The organism is Anaerobacillus alkalidiazotrophicus (genome assembly GCF_001866055.1).
This window is the reverse complement of record NZ_MLQS01000014.1, coordinates 66234-87708: the sequence shown is the minus strand read 5'-3', so window position 1 is coordinate 87708 and position 21475 is coordinate 66234. Positions and strand designations below refer to the sequence as shown.

The following is a 21475-nucleotide window of genomic DNA, read 5'->3' as shown; positions in this document are numbered from 1 at the left end:
CCATCATCTATTAAACTTCCAATTTTTATATATTTTACCATAACAAAACCAAAAAATGGTAGTATTTTAGTAAATTTTTGTAAAAAAACAACGTTTTTACTACACATGTATACATCCATATATCTACTTAAGCGAAAAAAACCGACTAAAAAATTTACCCCACTTTAGAACCATAGGTAAACTTTTTAATCGGTAAGTGAATAGTTAGTTGTTGTTAGCTACCTCATTAATAATAGCCACGACTAGTTCTGCAGTTTTTGCTAATTCTTCAATAGGCATCTTTTCATTCGTAGTGTGAATATCTTCATATCCTACAGCTAGATTAACCGTTGGAATCCCAAACCCAGCAATAACATTTGCATCACTACCACCACCGCTTGTTTGTAATTTGGCTTCTCGATTAATCCCCTTAATTGCTTTTTTTGCCACCTCTACAACATGGTCACCTTCACCGAACTTAAAACCCGGATACATAACATCAATTTCTACTTCTGCTTGTCCACCCATTTCAGTAGCAACTGTTTCAAATGCTTCTTTCATTTTTTTGACTTGCGCAGTCATTTTTTCTGGTACGAGAGAGCGTGCCTCTGCTAATATATGAACTCGATCGCACACAATATTTGTTTGACTTCCACCCTCAAAACGACCAATATTTGCGGTTGTTTCATGATCAATACGTCCTAGTGGCATTTTGGCAATCGATTTTGCAGCAATAGTAATCGCTGATACGCCTTTTTCAGGCGCAACACCAGCATGTGCAGTCTTACCTAAGATTGTGGCTTGAACCTTCGCTTGTGTTGGTGCTGCAATAATAATGTTACCCACCTTACCATCACTATCTAATGCGTATCCAAACTTTGCCTTTATCAAGCTTGGATCTAATTCTTTAGAACCTTTCAAGCCAGACTCTTCACCGACTGTAATGATAAATTGAATGTTTCCATGACTCATATTATTCTCTTTTAAAACCTTTATTGCCTCTAACATAGCAGCAAGTCCAGCTTTATCATCTGCACCTAAAATTGTCGTACCGTCTGTTTTTATGTAACCATTCTCTATAATTGGATTTACACCATTTCCAGGAACAACCGTATCCATATGTGCTGTAAAATATATCGGATCAATACCATCTTGATTTCCTTTTAATGTACAAATTAAATTTCCAGCACCATGCCCTGATTTTTCAGTCGTATCATCCTCAATCACTTCTACTCCTAGTGAAGAAAATTTTTCTTTTAATACATCAGCAATTTGTCTTTCAAATTTCGTCTCTGAATCCACTTTTACCAATTCTAAAAATTCAGCAATTAAACGGTCTTTATTTATCATTAATAAATGCCTCCATATTCATATCTGTTTATAAAAATATTGTATCATTGAAAATACCATCGGTAAATTAACACTATTTTATAAAAACGTATCCAACTTATAACAAAACAAACAAAGCTCAACTTAAGTGTTTGTCCTAGCTTCCTTTAAAACTAAGTATCACCATTTCAAGTTCTTACGCCAACGAAGAGCAGGATGATTAGAAATTTTGTTTGTTACACCGAGTATCCGCTACGTTTTTGGTGGGAGGCTTGTATTATTTCTGTATTCAAAGTAAAATAATATTGAGAACTTATTTGGGAGGTTATTAATATGCCCCGAAAATATCGTAAAATTGTATTATATATTATGATTGCAACTATGCTTCTAGGAACTTTATTTACTGGAGCAGCTGCCCTTTTCTAAAAATTGAAGTAAAAAAGGCTGATAGAAATCAGCCTTTTTTATATTCTATATTTTTACAATCAATTTATTTGAGCTCTTTCTTCTATAATTATGATTTAGCCCTATTCACTAATAACACCTTTTTCTATTGCTATAGAATTAAAATCTGTACTGGCTTTTGTAATAAACACTTTTGTCCCAAGTGGCACTTTTGTAAACAGTTCTTCAACATCCTCGTTATACATACGAACACACCCACCTGTTATATACCCACCGATTGTTGAAGAATCATTAGTCCCATGTATGCCGTATATACGTCCGTCAGTTTGTTCTGCATCAAATCCTATCCATCTGGTGCCTAAAGGATTTTCTTTTGAACCACCAGCAATATCCTTCTTGCGATAATATGGATTAATGGCTTTTACCACAATATTATATTCACCCTCTGGAGTTAATGTTGCTAAACTACCAGTAGCTACTTCATACACCTTTACCACCTGACCATCAGCAATGAATGCCATCTCATTCGTGGACTTATTTACAATAATATACGGATCTCCAATTAATGGATTTTTACCCAATGGCCAAATCGGTGAGATTACCATCATACATACAACCAGAAGCTTCATAAACATAATTTCTACCCCCGGAGTTTTTAACCTTAGTATTTGTTTAATAAGGGAAGAATATGTTTTATTTACTTCCTTCATTACGAAAATGCCTTTTTATTATTAAATACTGCTCAATCTCTTTAACGAAAGAAAATAATGCTGATCTAATCTCAAATTCTTCACGATCCTTTGGTAACTCCATTTCTTTTAATTCATCTTGAAGTTCATATAAGCGTTCTAAATAATCGACTGGGCCAAATCCTGGTTTTACATTTTCACTTAATTCTCTTAAATAATCAGCAATTTTCTTCCCTTGTACCACTGTATGATCTAATGAAGAAATCAATGGCAACATTCGTTCAATTACATCAAATTGTTTTTCTCTCATACTAAAATAATGATAATACTGATCATCGTACCGTAATAAGTGATTTTCAACATTTTGTAAAGCTATATCTTTTCCTCTTTTTAATAATTTTGCGGTTTCGGTAATCTCTCGTCCATCCCAATTACTATCTCCATCTTTTAAATAAACAGTAAATTGTTGGAAAATCTTTTTATAATTCTCCTCAATTTCTCTTTGAATTTTTTCAAGTTCACCTTCAACACTTGGAATGTAAACATTCATTAATAAGGCAATTCCAATACCTATAGTAATTAGAGCAAGCTCATTAAGTACAATAGGAACTGTTATTTCCCCAAATATATATAGATGAAAGATGATAACAGAGCTAGTCGCTATACCTTCATGGGCTTTTAAAAATACGACAGTTGGGATAAATATGATAAGCAATAAAGCAACTGACACCGGATTATAACCTAAGATTTCAAATATAATAACTGCAAAAGCCATTCCGATAGCACATGCCAAAAACCGTTGCCAAGATATTTGAAGAGAGCTACGTTTAGTTTTCTGAACACATAATATTGTAATAATTCCTGCTGAAGCGTAAAAAATTAAGTCTAACCATTGAGCAATAGCGATCGCTGCAGCAGCACCAATAGCTGTTTTTAACGTCCTGTAACCAATTTTAAACATAAAAATTCCTTCCATTCTATGTAATAATTCCTATTTTACACGAAATTTAAATAAAATAAAAAAGGAATGACTAAGTCACTCCTTGAATTATAATATTTTATTTAAAAACTCTTTTGCTCTTTCGGTTTGTGGATTCGAGAAAAATTGTTCAGGTGGCGTATCTTCTAGTAACTTACCACCCTCTAAGAAGAAAACCCTATCAGCCACTTCTCTAGCAAAACCCATTTCATGAGTAACAATAGCCATTGTCATACCACTAAGAGCTAAGGATTTCATTACGTCCAAAACCTCTTTTACCATTTCAGGATCCAACGCAGAGGTTGGTTCATCAAATAGCATTACTTCTGGCTCCATTGCCAGTGCTCGTGCAATTGCCACCCTTTGTTTTTGACCCCCGGATAACCTTGAAGGAAATTCATTTGCTTTTTCCTCTAATCCAACTTTTCGTAAAAGGTCAATCGCATTTTGTTTAGCAGTTGCAGAATCCACCCCTTTAACTTTCATAGGTGCATACGTAATATTTTCTAGCGTACTCATATGCGGAAAAAGATGAAAATGCTGAAACACCATTCCAATTTTCTGACGAACCTTCATGATATTCGTCTTTGGATCGGTAATTTCTTGATCATCTATCCAAATTTGCCCCGCTGATGGTACTTCAAGTAAATTTAAACAACGCAGGAACGTTGATTTTCCACTCCCTGATGGACCAATAACAGCTACGACATCTCCCTTTGAAATTTCAGTACTGATATTCTTCAAAACGTCTAGTTGACCAAATGACTTATAGAGATTGTTTACTTTAATCACTGCGGCTTAACCTCCTCTCTAGAAGTCTACCTAACAGTGTAAGTGCCATGACCATAATATAGTATATTAATGCAGCAAATATTAACGGTTCAAAAGGTCTATAGAGATTAGCTTGGACAATTTGAGCTCTCCTCATAATGTCTAGTACCCCAATAGTTGAGATAATTGCAGATTCTTTCGTTAATGTGATAAATTCATTCACTAATGCTGGCAAAATATTTTTTATTGCTTGAGGCAAAATGATATTTAAAAGCATTGGCGTGTATGGAACACCTAATGCTTGAGCTGCTTCTTTTTGCCCTTTATCCACTGCTTGAATACCCGCACGAATGATTTCAGAAACGTACGCAGCTGAATTTAAACCGAAAGTTAAAACTGCCGCCTGAAAGGCAGAAATATCATATCCTATAACCTGTGGGGTAGCAAAGTAGATTAAAAATAATTGCAAAATTAACGGCGTCCCACGAAAAACTGATGTATAAGCATCTGCTATCCATCTAAGAGGTGCAAATTTACCAATTTTCATAATTGATAAAATAGTCCCTATTATAAATCCAAATATAAGCGATACACTTACAATTTGTAACGTGACCCATATCCCTTTTATTATATAAGGGATAGAAGGCACGATTTGGGAGAAATCCAAATTCATGCCTGTCTCATTCCTCTCTTATTTAAAAATTTCTTTACTCTTCACCATAAAACCATTTCATGATTAGTCTATCCATTTCACCATTATCAACCATTTCTTGTAAAACTTTATTAAACTCATCCTTTAATTCGCTTCCTTTTGGAAACGCAATTGCTGAACCAGCTTCATTTTCCTCAACAATTACAAATGAAGTTAACTCAGGGTTTGCTTCAATATGCCCTTTACCAACAGTATCTTCAATAATGGCAGCGTCAATTCGACCAGTCTTTATTTCTTGAATTAAGTCAGTAATTCGATTACGTTCTAATATTTCTATCCCACCAATTTCTTCAGCAATCTCATTAGCCAATTCTACTTGAATAGAACCTAATTGAACGCCAAGCTTTTTACCCTCTAAATCCTCTAAGCTTGTATAACCTTTTTCAGCATTAAATACGATTGTTTGTTCTGCTACATAGTAAATATCAGAAAAATCCACGTTTTCAAGTCGTTCTGGAGTAGGAGTCATTCCTGCTAATACAAAATCAATACGATTGTTTGTAAGTGCCGGAACTAATCCGTTAAAATCCATATCTTGTATTTCTAATTCAAAACCTAACTGATCAGCAATATAGTTCGCAATATCAATGTCAAAGCCTATGATTTCATCACTTACAGCAGTATCGATAAATTCGTAAGGTGGATAATCTGCTGAAGTACCCATTACTAACGTTACTTTCTCTTCATCAGCCTGACCACCACATGCAGCTAATACTCCGATGGACAATACACAACTCAATGCAAATGATAATATCTTTTTCATTTTTTCTATACCCCCATATTTTTCTAAAAAAATTTATTACTTTTTATTAATGATTATTCACCCTTTTGTATAATAACACGCTCTAAAAAAATGTCAACAGTCTTTTATTACATTTAACTTTTTTGTTGTAGTTAGTATGTGTTAATTTTAATATTTTTTTCATTAATGAATGAATTTTATAATCTCATTAATCCAGTCGCACCATATTTTAGTTCGGACTCCTAAACTAGATATAGTCTCTTAATGGCTTCAAATCTGTAGTTGTCATTCATTTATTATAGTAGTAATTAATAACACTTATAATGTAACTGCTGTATAAAGCTGAACTTCAATCAGTGGGGGTCTTACTGCCCCTTAAGAGTGGGATAAACAAAAAACTTTAGGAGTTCTCCTAAAGTTTTTGATTATATGTATATGGCGCGCCCACCAGGATTCGAACCCAGAATCCGAGAGCCGAAATCTCGTGTGATATCCATTTCACTATAGGCGCTTATTGTGACGCTAAATAAATATAACATCCCTTTTCAGAAATGTCAACAAGAAAAACAGGTGGAATGAGAAATACTCCCATTCCGCCATTTTATGCTTCTTTTTTTTCATAATCGTCAAACATACGTTCAAAACGCTCGTTTAATTGTTCTTCTGTGTATCCTTTACTGTATAATTTTCCAGCAAAATTTTGTGCCCATAACGAAGAACGCTCTGCAATCTTTTTATACTTTTTTTGCTTTGCACCTTTCACTTCTTTGGATCGGCTTTCTGCATTCGACATAACATTCTCAACAATAAATAAACCTTTCCAAATATCTTCTTCAGTAAAACTTTCTACATTTTCGCTATAGTATTTAATTACTTTCTTATAAAATTCATCAAATTCATCAAAAGAAATTTCCTCATTCATATTCAAATATAAATGAATTTTTTCATATAATTCTTGCATCATGCTGCACTCTCCTTTTTAAGAGTAGATCGCTAACTAACTCCATGAATCTACATTATTATAAGAAAAGATTATAGCATTACAAAATCACCACTTCAAGTACTTATTGATAGAATCGAATTATTTTTATAGTCTTATAACTATAATATTAAAGCTTTTCTCAAGAAAAGCGCAAGCGCCTTGGTCACGAGCAGCTGCTCCTGTGCCACTCCGTTTGCTCAAGAGCAAAGCTGCTCTTTGGCTTCTTACGTTTACGTGCTTCTGCGTCTTCTAGCATAGCTTCGTAGCAAACTTCCTCGAAGCAAAGCTGCATGAAGCTAATCGACGAAGGATCTCAAGCAGTAATTGAAGTCCGTTGCTTGACTGAAGTGACCGAGCTCGTAGGCGCTGAAGCTAGACAGTTTCTACGTTAGAAATTTATTAATTCTGGTTTTATAATTAAGTAAAAGGCCTTCACATTTTATTGTGAAAGCCTTTTACTTAATTATAAAAATTCATCAAAATATTTTTCAAGCTTCTGTACTACTTCAACTGGCTCATGACCTTCAATTTCATGTCTTTCAACCATTGCTTTAACTTCCCCATTTTTTATAATTGCAAATGATGGTGAAGACGGTGCATACCCTTTAAAATAAGTTCTTGCTCTTTCCGTTGCTTCTTTATCTTGACCCGCAAACACAGTAACAAAATGATTAGGTTTCTTCTCGTAATTAGCCATATAAGCAGCAGATGGTCTAGCAATACCACCAGCACACCCACAAACGGAATTAATGTAAACTAACGAAGTTCCCTCTTTTCCTAAAATTTCATCTACCTCTTCAGGAGTCTTCAATTCAGTATAACCGGCATCAACCATTTCTTTTCTTGCACCAATAATAACATCATTATAAAAACTAAATTGCAAAAGTCTCACCTCTTTTAGAATATTAACACTATGTTTATATTGTACACTTCTTACCTCATTTTACAAAATAAAAAGCATTATTAATATTAACTATTTTATTTTCTACATACCAGAAGTATGGAATAGGACCGACCTCAACACAGCAAAAGTTAGACAGTTTCCAAGTTAGAAATTTATAAATTCTGATTATATGAGAAAAGCTCATCAAAACGATGAGCTTTTCTATATTATTGTAAAGCTGTTTTTAGTACTTCAATGTTCCTCTCCATAAGACTAAAGTAGTCTTCATTGTTATCTACATCTTCTTGTACTAGTGCTTCTAAATTATGAATCCATAAAGCTTCTGCCCCTACTTGGGAACGAACAGCTTCAGCGATGTTAGTTGGTATATTTTGTTCAAATAAAATAAAACCTATATTATTTTCCTCAGCATATTCAATGACATCTTGTACTTGACGGATAGAAGGTTCATTCGTAGGTGAAATACCAGAAACCCCAATTTGCCTTATACCGTAACGATCAGTCCAGTAACCATAACCAGCATGAGATACAATAATAGTATCTTTTGATATTTCTGTTAGCATGGCTTTAAACTTTTGATCTAATGTTTCAAATTGTTCTGTTAAAATTTTAAAGTTACTTTCAAATTCATCAGCTGCTTCAGGCATTAATTCAACTAGTGCATTTTTAATATTTTCAGCTAATTGGATAGAACGTATTGGATCTAACCATACATGCGGATCCTCTTCGCCATGCGAATGACCGTGATCTTCTTCTTCATGACTTTGATCATGGTCGTGACTGTGATCTTCTTCTTCGTGACCATGGTCGTGGTCGTGGCTGTGATCTTCTTCTTCGTGACCATGGTCGTGGTCATGGCTATGATCTTCTTCTTCGTGACCATGGCCGTGGTCATGGCTGTGATCTTCTTCTTCGTGATTATGATCGTGGTCGTGATCAAAATCAATAAGGTCGATTCCATCTACCGCTCTTAAAATTTTGACACTTCCAGTTTTTAAAACTTCTGCTGCTGCATCAGCAAACCCTTCAATACCTGCTCCATTATATATATATAAATCTGCGTTTGATACATCAACCATTGTTTTGGCAGTAGGTTCAAACGTATGAGCATCTGCACCAACTGGAACTATACTTTTTACCTCTACAAACTCTCCTCCAATTTTTTCGGCAAAATCCATAAGTGGAAAAATTGTTGTGTAGACTTGTAAAACCTCTCCTACAACTTCTATATTTTCTTCTGCACTTTCTTCAGGTTGCTCTTGATTTGCACCGCAGGCTACCAAAAATGTAGACAACACTAACATAATTGCAAATAAGCTTGATTTAATTTTCATGTCGATCCCCTTTCGTAACGATTACGTTTTATTAACAAAAGGATTATATCGTAAATGTTACGATTTGTAAAACTTAAACCCTCATTTTATAAAACTATAGCTTCATTGCAAAGCCTATAGTTTTATTTATACTTTCATTCTCCAAAATAGAACTTATTTTATAAAAAAAACAATGGAGACAAATTCTTTGTCTCCATTAAATACCTATTTAAGCTCTTTCAATCGTTTCTTTAGAATAGAATTAAGCTGCTTTTGGTGATCTATAATTTGTGGAACAATTACTTTAAGGATTTCATCATCCCTTTTTTCAACTGCCTCTAAAAACTGGTGTTGAATTTCGTTATGTTCTTTCAACCATGTCTCATCGTAAAAATTATCTAGTTCTATTCCATCTTTCTTTAATTCTTTGAACTTTTTAATCAGAGCATCTCTATCCTGCATAACATTATTCCATACTTTTACATGCTTTGGAGCATACTTTTCTGCTAGAAGCTGATAATAAAAATTAAAATGCGCTCGGATCACTCGTTGTTCAAATCCTATTTTCCCTACTTGCGAACTAGCTTCTTCGTTTACGTCTTCATTTGCATTAACAATAGGTAATGATGTAAATGAAACTAGTATGGATGTTATCATTAATAAAAGGAGTAACTTCTTTCGACATTTCATTCAAAACATTCCTTTCTTCTTTACAAATCTAACAGTTACTATCTTTCCCATATCTATATAAACCATGTAAATAAAGTTTTTATTTTACCATCATAGTTTTCTTAACAAAAAAGTTGCGTCATGCTAGAAAATTTTTCTAGTACAACACAACTGAGTGTTTTTATAGCCAAACTTTAGTCGGGGTTCCTTCATCCTCCACTGATTGTTAGTTTGACTTATACCACAAGCCTAAGAATAACTATCATCAGCTTTCACTGATGATTAGTTATTCTATATCGGATCTTTAGAGGTAGTTAATCCCCAACCTAAACTTTTCGATTTTCTTTAGTTTTGAATCAGGGGTCTTACTGCCCCTTAAGAGTGAGATAAATCAAACTATCTAGTTGAAAAACGGACTAGTTCACGTTAGATTAAACAATATTGATTGTTAATATACCTTTATATTTTCCTTTGATAATTTTTCTAACTTTTCTTTTACCCTGGCTAAAAACCGTCCACATATCAAACCATCTAAAACGCGATGATCTAGCGATAAACATAAATTGACCATATGTCTAATAGCAATGGCATCATTATGCAAAATAACTGGTCGTTTAACGATGGCTTCGATAGATAATATCGCAGCCTGGGGATGATTGATAATGGGAGCTGAAAGTATTGAACCGAACGAACCTGTATTATTAATCGTAAACGTTCCACCTTGCATATCATTGCTCGTAACTGCTTTATTTCTAACCTTACTTGCAAGTGCATTTATCTCCCCAGCTAGTCCTTTTATTGACTTTTCATCAGCATGTTTAATAACAGGTACATATAGAGCATCATCAGTAGCAACTGCTATCGCGATATTAACATCTTTCTTTTGAATAATTTTATCTCCGCCCCATAGTGAGTTTAATTGAGGAAATTCCTTTAACGCTTCTACCACTACTTTTATAAAGAATGGTAAATATGTTAAATTATACCCTTCCTTTTGTTTAAAAGATTCTTTAATTTCATTGCGAAAATTAACGAGGTTAGTTACATCCACTTCTACCATTGTCCATGCATGCGGTGCCTCATTTTTACTTTTCACCATATTTGCTGCAATAGCTTTACGAACACCTGTAACTGGGATTTCTATATCACCTACCACGGTAGTTGCCCATGGCTGTATATCCAATTTTTCATCATTTATTTCATTACTTGTTATTTTTTCTTGTACTGGTTCAGTTATTTCTACATGGGATAAATCCCCATTTTCTATTATTGTTTGAATATCTTTTCTAGTTATCCGCCCTCCACGGCCTGTACCCGTTACCGATAGCAAATCAATATTATGCTCACTAGCAAGGCGAAGAACAGCTGGGGAGTAACGTCTCTTTTCACTAGTATTAGTACGATCTAAATTCGTTTTTTTATCTATAGAAGTAGTTTTTGAAATAGTTTCTACTACTTTATCTCCCTCTATTGTACAAATTACACCACCGACTTCAATTGTCTCGTCTTCTTTTGCAATTAGCTCTTTAATCGTTCCTGAAAAAGTGGAAGGAATTTCTGCATTTACTTTATCAGTCATCACTTCAGCTAAAGGATCATACTTGTTAACTTTATCTCCTTTTTTCACAAGCCATTTACTAATTGTACCTTCCGTTACACTCTCACCTAGCTGAGGCATTTTTATTTCTGAGATCACTTTGTATACCTCCCTCATTAAAACTCTGCTAAATCACGCATTGCTTTTTCGATTTTTTCAGGATTAATCATAAAAAACTTTTCCATAGTAGGTGCATATGGCATAGCTGGCACATCTGGTCCAGCTAAACGCTTGATTGGTGCATCTAAATCAAATAAGCAGTCCTCAGCAATAATTGCCGCTACTTCACTCATAACACTACCTTCTTTATTATCTTCTGTAACAAGAAGAACTTTCCCTGTCTTACTAGCAGCTTCTATGATCGCTTCTTTATCTAAAGGATAAACAGTTCTTAAATCTATGATATGAACTGATATTCCATCTTTAGCTAATCTTTCAGCAGCTTGTAAAGAAAAGTGAACAGCTAATCCATATGTAATGACAGTAAGATCATCACCATTTCGCTTAACATCAGCTTTTCCGATTGGGAGAGTATAATCTTCACTTGGCACTTCACCTTTTATTAATCGATATGCACGTTTATGTTCAAAAAATAATACTGGGTCATTATCACGAATAGCCGATTTCAGCAAACCTTTTACATCATACGGTGTAGATGGCATTACAATTTTTAGCCCAGGTATGCCACTAAACATTGCCTCTACAGATTGAGAATGATATAGCGCCCCATGAACACCTCCGCCATAAGGAGCTCTAATAACAAGTGGACAACTCCAATCATTATTAGAACGATAACGAATTTTCGCTGCTTCAGAAACGATTTGATTTACTGCAGGCATAATAAAATCAGCAAATTGTATCTCTGCTATTGGTCTCATCCCGTACATCGCAGCACCTATACCTACACCAACGATAGCAGATTCTGCTAGTGGTGTATCAATTACTCTTTGCTCACCAAACTGCTCGTAAAGCCCATTTGTCGCTCTAAAAACTCCACCTCGAGCACCAACATCTTCACCAAGAACAAAAACCTTATCATCTCGTTCCATTTCCTCTTTTATGGCTAGTGTAACGGCATCGATATAAGATATGATAGGCATTGATTATTCCTCCTCAGCATAAACGTATTTCAGTGCGTCTTCAGCAAGTGCATAAGGTGCATTTTCAGCATACTCAGTTGCATCATTTACCAGATTGGTAATACGTTCATTAAGTTCTACTTCTTTTTCATCTGTTAATATATTTAACTTTTTCAAATAAAGTTTAAAAGTGATGATTGCATCTTTCTTTTTTGCTTCTTCAACCTCTTCTCTAGAGCGATAAACCAGGTCATCATCATCACTTGAATGAGGTGTTAGGCGATATGTTACTGCTTCAATCAAAGTTGGCCCTTCTCCTCTTCTACCACGATCAGCTGCTTCTTTTACAGCCTTATAAACTTCCAAAGGATCATTGCCGTCTACAGTTACTCCTGGCATTCCATAACCAATTGCACGATCAGACACCTTTTCACATGCTAACTGTTTATGAATCGGAACCGAGATAGCGTACTTATTATTTTCACACATTAATATAACTGGTAGTTTATGAACAGCAGCAAAGTTTGCCCCTTCATGAAAATCTCCTTGATTTGAAGAACCCTCCCCAAATGTTGTAAATGTTACAAAGTCTTTCTGCTGCATTTTTCCCGCTAAAGCTATACCGACCGCATGAGGAACTTGTGTTGTAACTGGTGAAGATCCAGTTACAATTCGATTCTTCTTTTGACCAAAATGCCCTGGCATCTGTCTTCCACCTGAATTAGGATCTTCAGCTTTAGCAAAAGCCGATAACATAAGATCACGAGCAGTCATGCCAAAAATCAATACGACTCCCATGTCTCGATAATAAGGTAATATGTAATCTTTTTCCTTATTTAAGGCAAAAGCTGCCCCAACTTGAGCAGCTTCCTGTCCTTGACAAGAAACAACGAACGGGATTTTTCCTGCACGGTTTAACAACCACATTCTTTCATCTATTTTTCTTGCTAATAACATCTTTTCATATATTTCAATTACATCAGTGTCTGTTAACCCCAATTGAGTGTGGCGGTTTTCTGTCATTATAAGCCCCCCTTATTATTGAATTTAAGAAATACCACCTAAAATTCATATTATTTATCCATGTATGGCTTTACCATCAACAGCTAAGGCCGCTTCACCGATTGCTTCTGAGAGAGTCGGATGGGGATGTATAGTATTTGCAACTTCCCAATGAGTGGCATCTAATACTTTAGCCAAACTAGCTTCTGAAATCATGTCTGTGACATGGGGCCCAATCATATGAACTCCTAATAAATCTTCTGTACTATCATCAACTACAAGTTTTACGAAACCATCAGTTTTTCCAAAGACCAACGCTTTTCCAATTGCTTTAAATAAAAACTTTCCGGTTTTCACTTTATACCCTTTATCTTTAGCTTCGTTTTCTGTTAAGCCAATACTTGCAACTTCAGGTGAACTATATACACACTTTGCTATAAGATCATAATCAATAACTGAAGGGTTTTGGTTTGCTATATGCTCTACTGCTATAATACCTTCATGTGATGCTACATGAGCTAATTGCAAACCACCAATGACATCTCCAATAGCATATATGTGGGATTCTTTTGTTTGATAAAATTCGTTTGTTTTAATAACACCCTTTTCTATCACTATATCAGTGTTTTCTATTCCTATTCCTTCAATGTTTGCCTGTCTACCAACAGAAACAAGTAACTTTTCAGCTGTAAACAATTTTGTTTCCCCATTGCGCTGTGCTTGTACGGAAATAATATCACTTTTTTCGATCGTTTCAAAAAGCACCTTTGCTCCTGTAACTATTTTTACGCCTTTCTTCTTTAATGCTCGTGCTGCTTCCTTTGAAATTTCGTGGTCCTCTGTCGGTAATATTCGATCAGAATACTCAAGAATGACAACTTGAACTCCGAAATCATTTAACATTGAAGCCCATTCAACTCCAATAACACCGCCTCCAACAATGATCATTGATTTAGGAAGCTCATCCATTTGTAACGCCTCATTACTTGAAAGTACATACTTACCATCGATTTCAACTCCAGGCATAGACTTAGGTCTCGATCCAGTAGCTATTATTACATTTTTAGGAATAAGCATTTCATTTTCTTTACCGTCATTCATCTCCACTGAAATTGTACCTGGTGTCGGCGAAAAAATTGATGGACCTAAAATACGCCCTATACCTTCATATACATCAATTTTTCCTTTTTTCATTAGGTGTTGGACACCTTTATAAAGATTATCAATAATTTTTTCCTTTCTTTGTTGAACTTTATCAAAATGTAGTGTGATATCTTTAGCTGTAACTCCGAAATCTTCAGAATGTTTCATAGTTGAATATACTTCTGCACTTCTAAGGAGTGCCTTACTAGGTATACATCCATGGTGAAGACAAGTACCACCTAGTTTTCCTTTTTCTACAACAGCAACTCTCAATCCTAATTGAGATGCTTTAATAGCTGCCACATAACCACCTGTACCTGCTCCTAATATTACTAAATCATACTCTTTCGCCACTTTTTCTACCTCTCCTTTTTTCTTCGTATTAATGTTTCAGTAGGGTAAACTTTTACCAATTCCTCTCCACGAAGAATTCTTAATCCACCTTCTACTAATGCCCGCATTTCATTTTCGCCTGGTTGAACAATAACGTTCGCAATCCAACTAACACGATTGGATATGTCTTTTACGAATTTCCTACTAAATGCTAAACCACCTGTTAATACAATATAATCAACTTCACCTTTTAAAACAGCACTAGCAGCACCAATTTCTTTTGCTACTTGATAACTCATAGCTTCAAAAACTAGTTTTGCTCTTTTATTACCAGCTTGTATCATACTTTCTACTTGTGTGGCATCATTTGTACCCAAGTACCCAACTAGACCACCTTGCCCAACAATTTTCTTCATCATCTCATTTTCCGTATATTGTCCAGAAAAACACAAAGAAACTAAATCACCTGCAGGTATCGTTCCGGACCGCTCCGGAGAAAATGGACCTTCTCCATTCAAACCATTATTCACATCAATTACTCGTCCACCTTTATGAACTCCTACGGTAATTCCACCACCCATATGGGCAACTAATAAATTAAGGTCTTTATAATCTTTATTTAAATCTTTGGCGACCCTTTTTGCTACAGCCTTTTGATTTAAGGCATGAAAAATGCTTTTTCTTTCAAAAAGAGAAAATCCTGATACCTTAGCAATTCTATCCATTTCATCGACAACAACTGGATCAACAATATATGATGGAATGTTAAACAGTGAAGCTATCTCATATGCTAAAATCCCACCTAAGTTTGAAGCATGTTCTCCTGAATAACCTAAACGTAGATCATTTAACATTTCTTCGTTAACTTCATATGTCCCACTTTCAATCGGCCGGAGCAATCCACCTCTCCCTATAACAGCATTTAATTGTGACAGATCAAACTTTTCTTTTTCTATCGTTTCTAAAATAATCTCTTTACGGAATAAAAATTGATCGATAGTTTTGTTAAATGAACTTAACAAAGTTGTATCATGTCTTATGTTCTTTTCAAAAATACAACAATCATTAATATAAACTGCTATTTTGGTAGAGGTAGAACCTGGATTTATAGCTAAAATTCGATATTCTTTTAACACATAAACTACCTCCAAAACAATTTATTCCCTAAAATTTAATGGATTTCATAATTCATTATCCCCATCAAGAGATTTATTTGGCTAAATTTTGATAATTATGGAATTCATACTATTGTAAAAAAATAAAATAAGCTACTATATGCTTGAACTTCTTTCCCTGTTGTACTGTTAATTACTTGAATTTTATGTAAATTAGTATCTCGACTTGTGGTAGACGAGGCGAGGAAAGCTTTTTGTTGTGGCTTGAGACTTTGAGCTAGATACTTTTCTAACATTAAAATGATCTACGTTTAACTTTATCAAAACTAAGTCGATAATTTCCTACCTAACGGAACGAACTGCCAAGGCTAGTGAATATAACTTGCTTTCCGTAGAATCTGATCTAGATGTTAACACGATTGGAACTTTAGCTCCTAAAATAACAGCACCAACCTTTGCCTTTGAAAAGTATACTAATGACTTGTATAGCACATTGCCAACATCAACACTTGGAACCATGATGATGTCAGCCTTACCAGCAACTTCCCCCTCTATACCTTTCAGTTTTGCCGCTTGTAACGAGATCGCATTATCTAAAGCTAACGGTCCATCAACTATACAGTTTTTTATTTGTCCTCTTGTATTCATTTTTGAAAGTAAAGCACCGTCTACAGTTGCAGACATATTAGGATTAACTGTTTCAACCGCTGAAATAACAGCGACCTTTGGGTTATCTATACCCAATTTCCTTACAAAACGAACAGAGTTGTTGATGATCTCAACCTTTTGCTGTATGTCTGGTACTATATTCATCGCAGCATCTGTAACAAAAATTAGTCTTTCAAAATTATCGATCTGAAAAACCGCAATGTGAGAAAGTAATCTCCCATTCCGTAAACCATAATCTTTATTTAAGACTTCTTTTAATATCACAGAGGTCGAAACCATCCCTTTCATCAATATATCAGCCTTACCTTCATTGACTGCTTGAACAGCAAATTTTGCCGCATCGTCCACACTTTCGGCATCGACAACTTGAATATTATTCATATATGTAGAATCTAATTTTTTACCAGAAAGAAACGAGTTAATCTTTTCTTTCTGTCCGTATAGTAAAAAGGTTGCTAACTTACTTTTGAGAGCTTTGACAACTGCTTCTATTACTTCTTCATTGTCAGCCGATGCTACAGCAACTACTTTCGATGGATCCCCTGTTGCCTCTTGCATAAATGAATCTAAAACCAAAAAAAATCCTCCATTCTAACAATAAATATCCAATTACAAACCTACCTTACATAATTCATGACCTATAAATAAATTCCCTTTATCGATAAGATAAAATAAATTTTTGTTCACAATTTTATTTTGTACTTCCTAAGTTTTACCATACCATTCATTTCGTCGCATGTCATTTAATTCAATTCTTCCCCTATCACAAATAATAGTTCTCACTAGTTACTATACACTATGTAGTTAATAACAAACAAAAATGAAACACTTTTTAGAAATTAATGAATTTCACAATAGAAATTTTAAGTGTATAAGGCACTAGATCTACTTGGTCGTTGCGTTATCAAATAGATATAGTTTGAAAAATTAATGAAATTATTAACCTCAATGTAATAAAGAAACTCTTGACATATGAAAAAAGGAAGACACCTATATTTTAGCGCTTCCTTTGTTAAGACACACCCCATCGATCTATCCTACTCAAGATCGGATTACTCTCAATCCACTCAGTTAATGAAATTCTTTCAGTAATTAGTATAATAGAAATATAAGCAAGTACTAGGATACATTGTAAAAAAAAAGATAAATGGTATATTGCCCCTAAACTAATTCCCCCACCTAATAGAGTGGCACCATTATCACCTAACATACCCCTCTTAGTTCCTTCATAATATAGGAAGGAGGACAAAATAAGCAGAACTGAAACTTGAGTAGATACTGACAATCTGAATAACGCTGGTAGAAAAATAAATAAATGTATAAAAATAACTTTCCATACTCGTAATGGTCGAGTATCAAATAAATTCATAACGTGCGGCGTCATAATCAATAGTAAAAATATTATTATTTTCTCTAAAATAGTCCTATCATCTATAAAAGTCGCAAAAATAAACGAAATGATAATGGTACCAACTAACTTTAATAACCCCGTTGACATTTTTCCTTTTCTAATAAATAAACTAATATGACCTTTCAATCCTTTTGGGTACTTTGTCCCAAAACAATCATCAATAAACCCCGTCAACCAAAGAGTTGCTAAATATATTAAAGCAAGCAAAGAAATGCTTTGCTTTAGGACTAAAAGTAAAAACAATGAAATGAAAACACACAATCCAATATTATAAGGTACTTTGTCCCCTTTATAATTAACAACTGTCCAACCTAATTTGACAAATAGCCTAGCTGTAACAAACAAAATTATAAAGTTTATAATAATTGCAATCACCATGTCATCTCATTTTCCTTAAGGTTTTTTCCATATCAATCCACTGTTTACCACGATGAATAAAACCTCGAACATCTTTACCAGTAGCTCTATGACAAAAGTTAACCTCAACCTCTTCAACCTCAGCCCCTGCTTTTAATAAATCAATGGTCATTGCCATTTCTACTCCATATCCTACATAGCTTTTATCTAACAATAACGGAAGCCAACTTTTCCTTATAGCCCTTTGACCTGATAAAGGGGCATTAAACCATCTACCAGTTTGTGAAAAAATCAGTTTTTGTGCACGATGTTTCATCATTCCAAATCCACTTTTTTGCTGTAGCGGTAGCCGGGCAATAACACAATCAAGTTTAGAAGACAAAAGTTTTTCTACGAGTTTCTCTCCTTCCCGTGCTGTTATTCCTAAATCTGCATCTAGAGATATAACAACATCGTTTAACGAAGCTTTCCACCCTTCTTTTAACGCACATGCCTTTCCTTTATTTTGTTTAAAACTAATTACTTGATCACAATAATTCTTAGCAATTAAAGCTGTTCTATCGGTACTACCATCATCTACAACTATTAACTGATCTACCCAAGAACAGCGCTTCAATGTCGCTAACGTTATTTTTATCAAATCTTCTTCGTTATAAGCCGGTACTACAACACTAGTTAACGATTTCATTAGATAACTCCTCTTTAAGGCGCAATAAAGATAAATACATAATTGTTAAATCAGTCTCATGATTAGGTATTTTTTCAAGTGATAGATGAGGTAACCCATATGTTTCTTCAAGTTCTTCACCTAACGATACTATAATTCCATTTTGCTGATAAATTCCCATGGTTTCTGGTAATTCTTCTAATTTTATACCTATATTTGAAAAAACGTTCATTAAATCTTGCAAATTCTCTTTATCTGCCTTAGCAAAAATTTTAATTTGATTAATTTCATCTTCTACATAATTAACCCAAGCCTCCTTTTCTTCTTGAAGAAGTGCATTTTCATTTTTCAATTGCTGGACATATGTCATTTGTTCTTCTTTTAACCAATCTTTATCAAATGCCAGTCCGATAGAAATGCCAATTACTAAATACACACAAATTGTAAACAGATGCATGAAATGGACTTTGTTCATATAATTTACCTCCCGCTCCACCACTGAAAAACTAATGATAAAAACAACTCAAACCTTTGACTAATACTGAGCATAACTAATACTAAAAAGGCAGGAAGCAACATCACACGATTTAATGTTTTATCTTCTTTAGTTTCTAGTAAAGTATGAATTCCTTTTAATTCTACAAGTGCATGTCCAACTTTCATTCTTGTTAAAAGACTAGACCCCATACCTATCCTACCTTTTTCAAGAAACTCATTCATTCCCACTCTTGTACCAAGAGTATAAATCTTATTTGCACCAGAACAATGCGCAAAAATAATTGCTATATCCTCACTTGTACCTATAAACGTCAATTTTTCATAAGGTATTTGTAACAATCTAACTCGTGCTTCTCCAGGTGCTCTTCCATCACAATAAGTATGTACAATTAGTACGGCACCACTTTTCAATGCTTTTTCAGAAACAGAGTCCATATCACCAATGATATAATCAGGTTTTATACCATTTTTGAGTAAGCCATCTGCTCCACCATCTACCGCAATTGTAATAAGCTTTTTTCTTTTTAAAATAGGTTTTAGTACTTTTAAATCCCTTTCGTAATTTGAACCTCTAGCAACAACCAAAACTTCTTTATTAAATAACTGTCTTAATATAGGTAATTTTTTTACCTCCCGAACAAAAACGTCTAGCTCCTTCTCTCCATAGTATAAGGAATTACCAACAAAAGCTTTAAATTGCTCTGGAAAAAGTAAATTCGCTTTTTCTTTCAACGATTTAACAATTAAGGAATTATATAGCTTTAACGTGCATATTTCTTCCCAAGTTCCATTACTATCCACAAATAAACAATTTTCTTTAATTAATAAAAACCTTCCTTCAACACTAATATCTAATGAGCCTTCCATAACGTCAAATACTGGTATTTTTGCATTTAGTAAAACCTCAACACCATCATGCATAAAAATTCCAGTCATTGAATTGCTTAAATTTACTACTGCTTTAACCCCACAATCAATTAGCATTTGTGCAGCAGTAACATCAATATCTTGGTGATCAATAACAGCAATACTATTTCTTTTTAACCTTTTCACTAACCGTTTTGTTTTTTCATCTTGATACGCAAGGCCTTTAATCTTCTCAAAAGGAAACATTCATTCCACTCCATTAAAGATACTATTCTACTTATAAAATTTTCCATTATTAGTATTGCTCATTTTCTGTTTTTTCATCCTATTGTTACTATTATTTATAACTTTTAAATATGAGGGAATTTTATCTACTCTCTACTCAAGTTACACATACACTATATCTAGTTGAAAGTAATCCAACTAGATATAATATCTTAATGGCTCAACCCCGGTATGATATTTAGTAAATAAAGTAAATTAACATGAGAAAGAGCATAGCCATTCAGGCTATGCTCTTTCTCATAATTTAAACTGATACTACTTTATTCGATTTCGTTAACAAGTTGTATGCTTTATCAACGTCAGCTTGCTTTGGTGGCATGACATTTACAAGAGTATTTGTTAACCCAAGCTGCTCCCATTTATACTCTCCCATCTTATGATAAGGTAGTATATCAACCTTTTCAATATTTGAAAGAGTTCCTAAGAAGTCACCTAATTCACTTAAATCTTTGTCATCATTAGACAAACCAGGAACAAGAACGTGTCTAATCCAAACTGGAATACCCTTTTGATCAAGAAGCTTTGCAAATTCTAGCGTATTCTTATTCGACAAACCTGTTATTTCTTTATGTTTTTCCTCTTTAATATGCTTAATATCAAGGAGTACAAGATCTGTCACTTTAAGAATATCATCAATATTTTTAGGTTTAACGGAACCAGAAGTATCTAAAGTTGTATGAATACCTGCTTCTTTGCATTTTTTAAAAAATTCTAAAACAAAGTCAGGTTGCATTAAAGGTTCCCCACCACTTAAAGTAACACCACCGTTGGATGCTTTCATAAACGGTAAATACCCTTTAGCCTCTTCTAATAACTCGTCAACACTCTTTTCAATCCCACCACTAAGCTTCCATGTATCAGGGTTATGACAATATGCACAACGTAAACTGCAACCTTGGAGAAATACAATGAAACGTAAACCAGGTCCGTCAACAGTTCCGCAAGATTCAACTGAATGGATTCTTCCTATCATTTAGA

General features: G+C 34.3%; 22 protein-coding genes and 1 tRNA gene. 1 reads left to right on the top strand and 22 read right to left on the bottom strand.

Features of this window, described 5'->3' with window-relative positions; all coding sequences use genetic code 11:
• Positions 1–204: 204 nt before the first annotated feature.
• A complete protein-coding gene (locus BKP45_RS09750; RefSeq protein ID WP_071389503.1) occupies positions 205–1329 on the bottom strand; it encodes a M20/M25/M40 family metallo-hydrolase in 1125 nt (374 codons plus the stop codon).
• A gap of 312 nt (positions 1330–1641) precedes the next feature.
• Here BKP45_RS09750 and prli42 point away from each other — a divergent pair, with 312 nt between their 5' ends.
• Positions 1642–1734, top strand: coding sequence for a stressosome-associated protein Prli42 (prli42, locus tag BKP45_RS22490; RefSeq protein WP_169823077.1), 93 nt, complete (start codon positions 1642–1644; stop codon positions 1732–1734).
• A gap of 101 nt (positions 1735–1835) precedes the next feature.
• Here the strand turns inward: prli42 and BKP45_RS09745 are convergent, their stop codons facing one another.
• From BKP45_RS09745 to pflA, 21 genes are all read right to left on the bottom strand, one after another.
• Complete coding sequence (locus BKP45_RS09745; RefSeq protein ID WP_071389547.1) at positions 1836–2342, bottom strand: L,D-transpeptidase; 507 nt, start codon at positions 2340–2342, stop codon at positions 1836–1838.
• 64 nt (positions 2343–2406) lie between these two features.
• Positions 2407–3363, bottom strand: a complete 957-nt coding sequence (locus BKP45_RS09740) for an aromatic acid exporter family protein (protein WP_071389546.1) — start codon at positions 3361–3363, stop codon at positions 2407–2409.
• 87 nt (positions 3364–3450) lie between these two features.
• A complete protein-coding gene (locus BKP45_RS09735; protein WP_071389502.1) occupies positions 3451–4173 on the bottom strand; it encodes an amino acid ABC transporter ATP-binding protein in 723 nt (240 codons plus the stop codon).
• On the bottom strand, positions 4166–4825 hold the full coding sequence (locus BKP45_RS09730) for an amino acid ABC transporter permease (RefSeq protein ID WP_071389501.1): 660 nt from the start codon (positions 4823–4825) through the stop codon (positions 4166–4168). The genes BKP45_RS09735 and BKP45_RS09730 overlap by 8 nt, the downstream gene beginning before the upstream one ends.
• Before the next feature lie 34 nt (positions 4826–4859).
• Complete coding sequence (locus BKP45_RS09725; RefSeq protein WP_071389500.1) at positions 4860–5627, bottom strand: transporter substrate-binding domain-containing protein; 768 nt, start codon at positions 5625–5627, stop codon at positions 4860–4862.
• 415 nt (positions 5628–6042) lie between these two features.
• A tRNA-Arg gene (locus BKP45_RS09720) sits at positions 6043–6117 on the bottom strand.
• A 90-nt stretch (positions 6118–6207) separates the two neighbouring features.
• Positions 6208–6570 (bottom strand): hypothetical protein, encoded by a 363-nt coding sequence (locus BKP45_RS09715; protein ID WP_322788162.1) that lies wholly within the window; start codon positions 6568–6570, stop codon positions 6208–6210.
• A 481-nt stretch (positions 6571–7051) separates the two neighbouring features.
• On the bottom strand, positions 7052–7471 hold the full coding sequence (locus tag BKP45_RS09710; RefSeq protein WP_169824090.1) for a BrxA/BrxB family bacilliredoxin: 420 nt from the start codon (positions 7469–7471) through the stop codon (positions 7052–7054).
• A 227-nt stretch (positions 7472–7698) separates the two neighbouring features.
• Positions 7699–8826, bottom strand: a complete 1128-nt coding sequence (locus tag BKP45_RS09705) for a metal ABC transporter solute-binding protein, Zn/Mn family (protein WP_071389499.1) — start codon at positions 8824–8826, stop codon at positions 7699–7701.
• 204 nt (positions 8827–9030) lie between these two features.
• The gene (locus BKP45_RS09700) at positions 9031–9495 is read right to left on the bottom strand and encodes a hypothetical protein (protein WP_071389498.1); all 465 of its coding nucleotides are present in this window, start codon (positions 9493–9495) and stop codon (positions 9031–9033) included.
• A 427-nt stretch (positions 9496–9922) separates the two neighbouring features.
• Positions 9923–11188: a dihydrolipoamide acetyltransferase family protein gene (locus tag BKP45_RS09695; protein WP_071389497.1), complete on the bottom strand. Its 1266-nt coding sequence runs from the start codon at positions 11186–11188 to the stop codon at positions 9923–9925.
• Positions 11188–12171 carry an alpha-ketoacid dehydrogenase subunit beta gene (locus BKP45_RS09690; RefSeq protein ID WP_071389496.1) on the bottom strand — a complete coding sequence of 328 codons (984 nt, stop codon included), beginning with the start codon at positions 12169–12171 and terminating at the stop codon, positions 11188–11190. The genes BKP45_RS09695 and BKP45_RS09690 overlap by 1 nt, the downstream gene beginning before the upstream one ends.
• A 3-nt stretch (positions 12172–12174) precedes the next feature.
• Positions 12175–13173, bottom strand: coding sequence for a thiamine pyrophosphate-dependent dehydrogenase E1 component subunit alpha (locus tag BKP45_RS09685; RefSeq protein WP_071389495.1), 999 nt, complete (start codon positions 13171–13173; stop codon positions 12175–12177).
• A 54-nt stretch (positions 13174–13227) separates the two neighbouring features.
• Positions 13228–14649, bottom strand: a complete 1422-nt coding sequence (lpdA, locus tag BKP45_RS09680) for a dihydrolipoyl dehydrogenase (RefSeq protein WP_071389494.1) — start codon at positions 14647–14649, stop codon at positions 13228–13230.
• A 5-nt stretch (positions 14650–14654) separates the two neighbouring features.
• Complete coding sequence (gene buk / locus BKP45_RS09675; protein ID WP_071389493.1) at positions 14655–15764, bottom strand: butyrate kinase; 1110 nt, start codon at positions 15762–15764, stop codon at positions 14655–14657.
• 321 nt (positions 15765–16085) lie between these two features.
• Positions 16086–16988: a phosphate butyryltransferase gene (yqiS, locus tag BKP45_RS09670; protein ID WP_071389492.1), complete on the bottom strand. Its 903-nt coding sequence runs from the start codon at positions 16986–16988 to the stop codon at positions 16086–16088.
• Between the two features lie 436 nt (positions 16989–17424).
• Positions 17425–18198 carry a hypothetical protein gene (locus BKP45_RS09665; protein WP_169824089.1) on the bottom strand — a complete coding sequence of 258 codons (774 nt, stop codon included), beginning with the start codon at positions 18196–18198 and terminating at the stop codon, positions 17425–17427.
• Positions 18199–18202: 4 nt separating this feature from the next.
• A complete protein-coding gene (locus BKP45_RS09660; RefSeq protein WP_071389490.1) occupies positions 18203–18868 on the bottom strand; it encodes a glycosyltransferase family 2 protein in 666 nt (221 codons plus the stop codon).
• Entirely contained in the window at positions 18852–19322 is a 471-nt protein-coding gene (locus tag BKP45_RS09655; protein WP_071389489.1) for a hypothetical protein, read from the bottom strand. Before BKP45_RS09655 ends, BKP45_RS09660 begins: the two co-directional genes overlap by 17 nt.
• Before the next feature lie 5 nt (positions 19323–19327).
• Positions 19328–20458: a putative cytokinetic ring protein SteA gene (gene steA, locus BKP45_RS09650; RefSeq protein WP_071389488.1), complete on the bottom strand. Its 1131-nt coding sequence runs from the start codon at positions 20456–20458 to the stop codon at positions 19328–19330.
• A 283-nt stretch (positions 20459–20741) separates the two neighbouring features.
• Entirely contained in the window at positions 20742–21470 is a 729-nt protein-coding gene (pflA, locus tag BKP45_RS09645; protein WP_071389487.1) for a pyruvate formate-lyase-activating protein, read from the bottom strand.
• Positions 21471–21475: the final 5 nt, after the last annotated feature.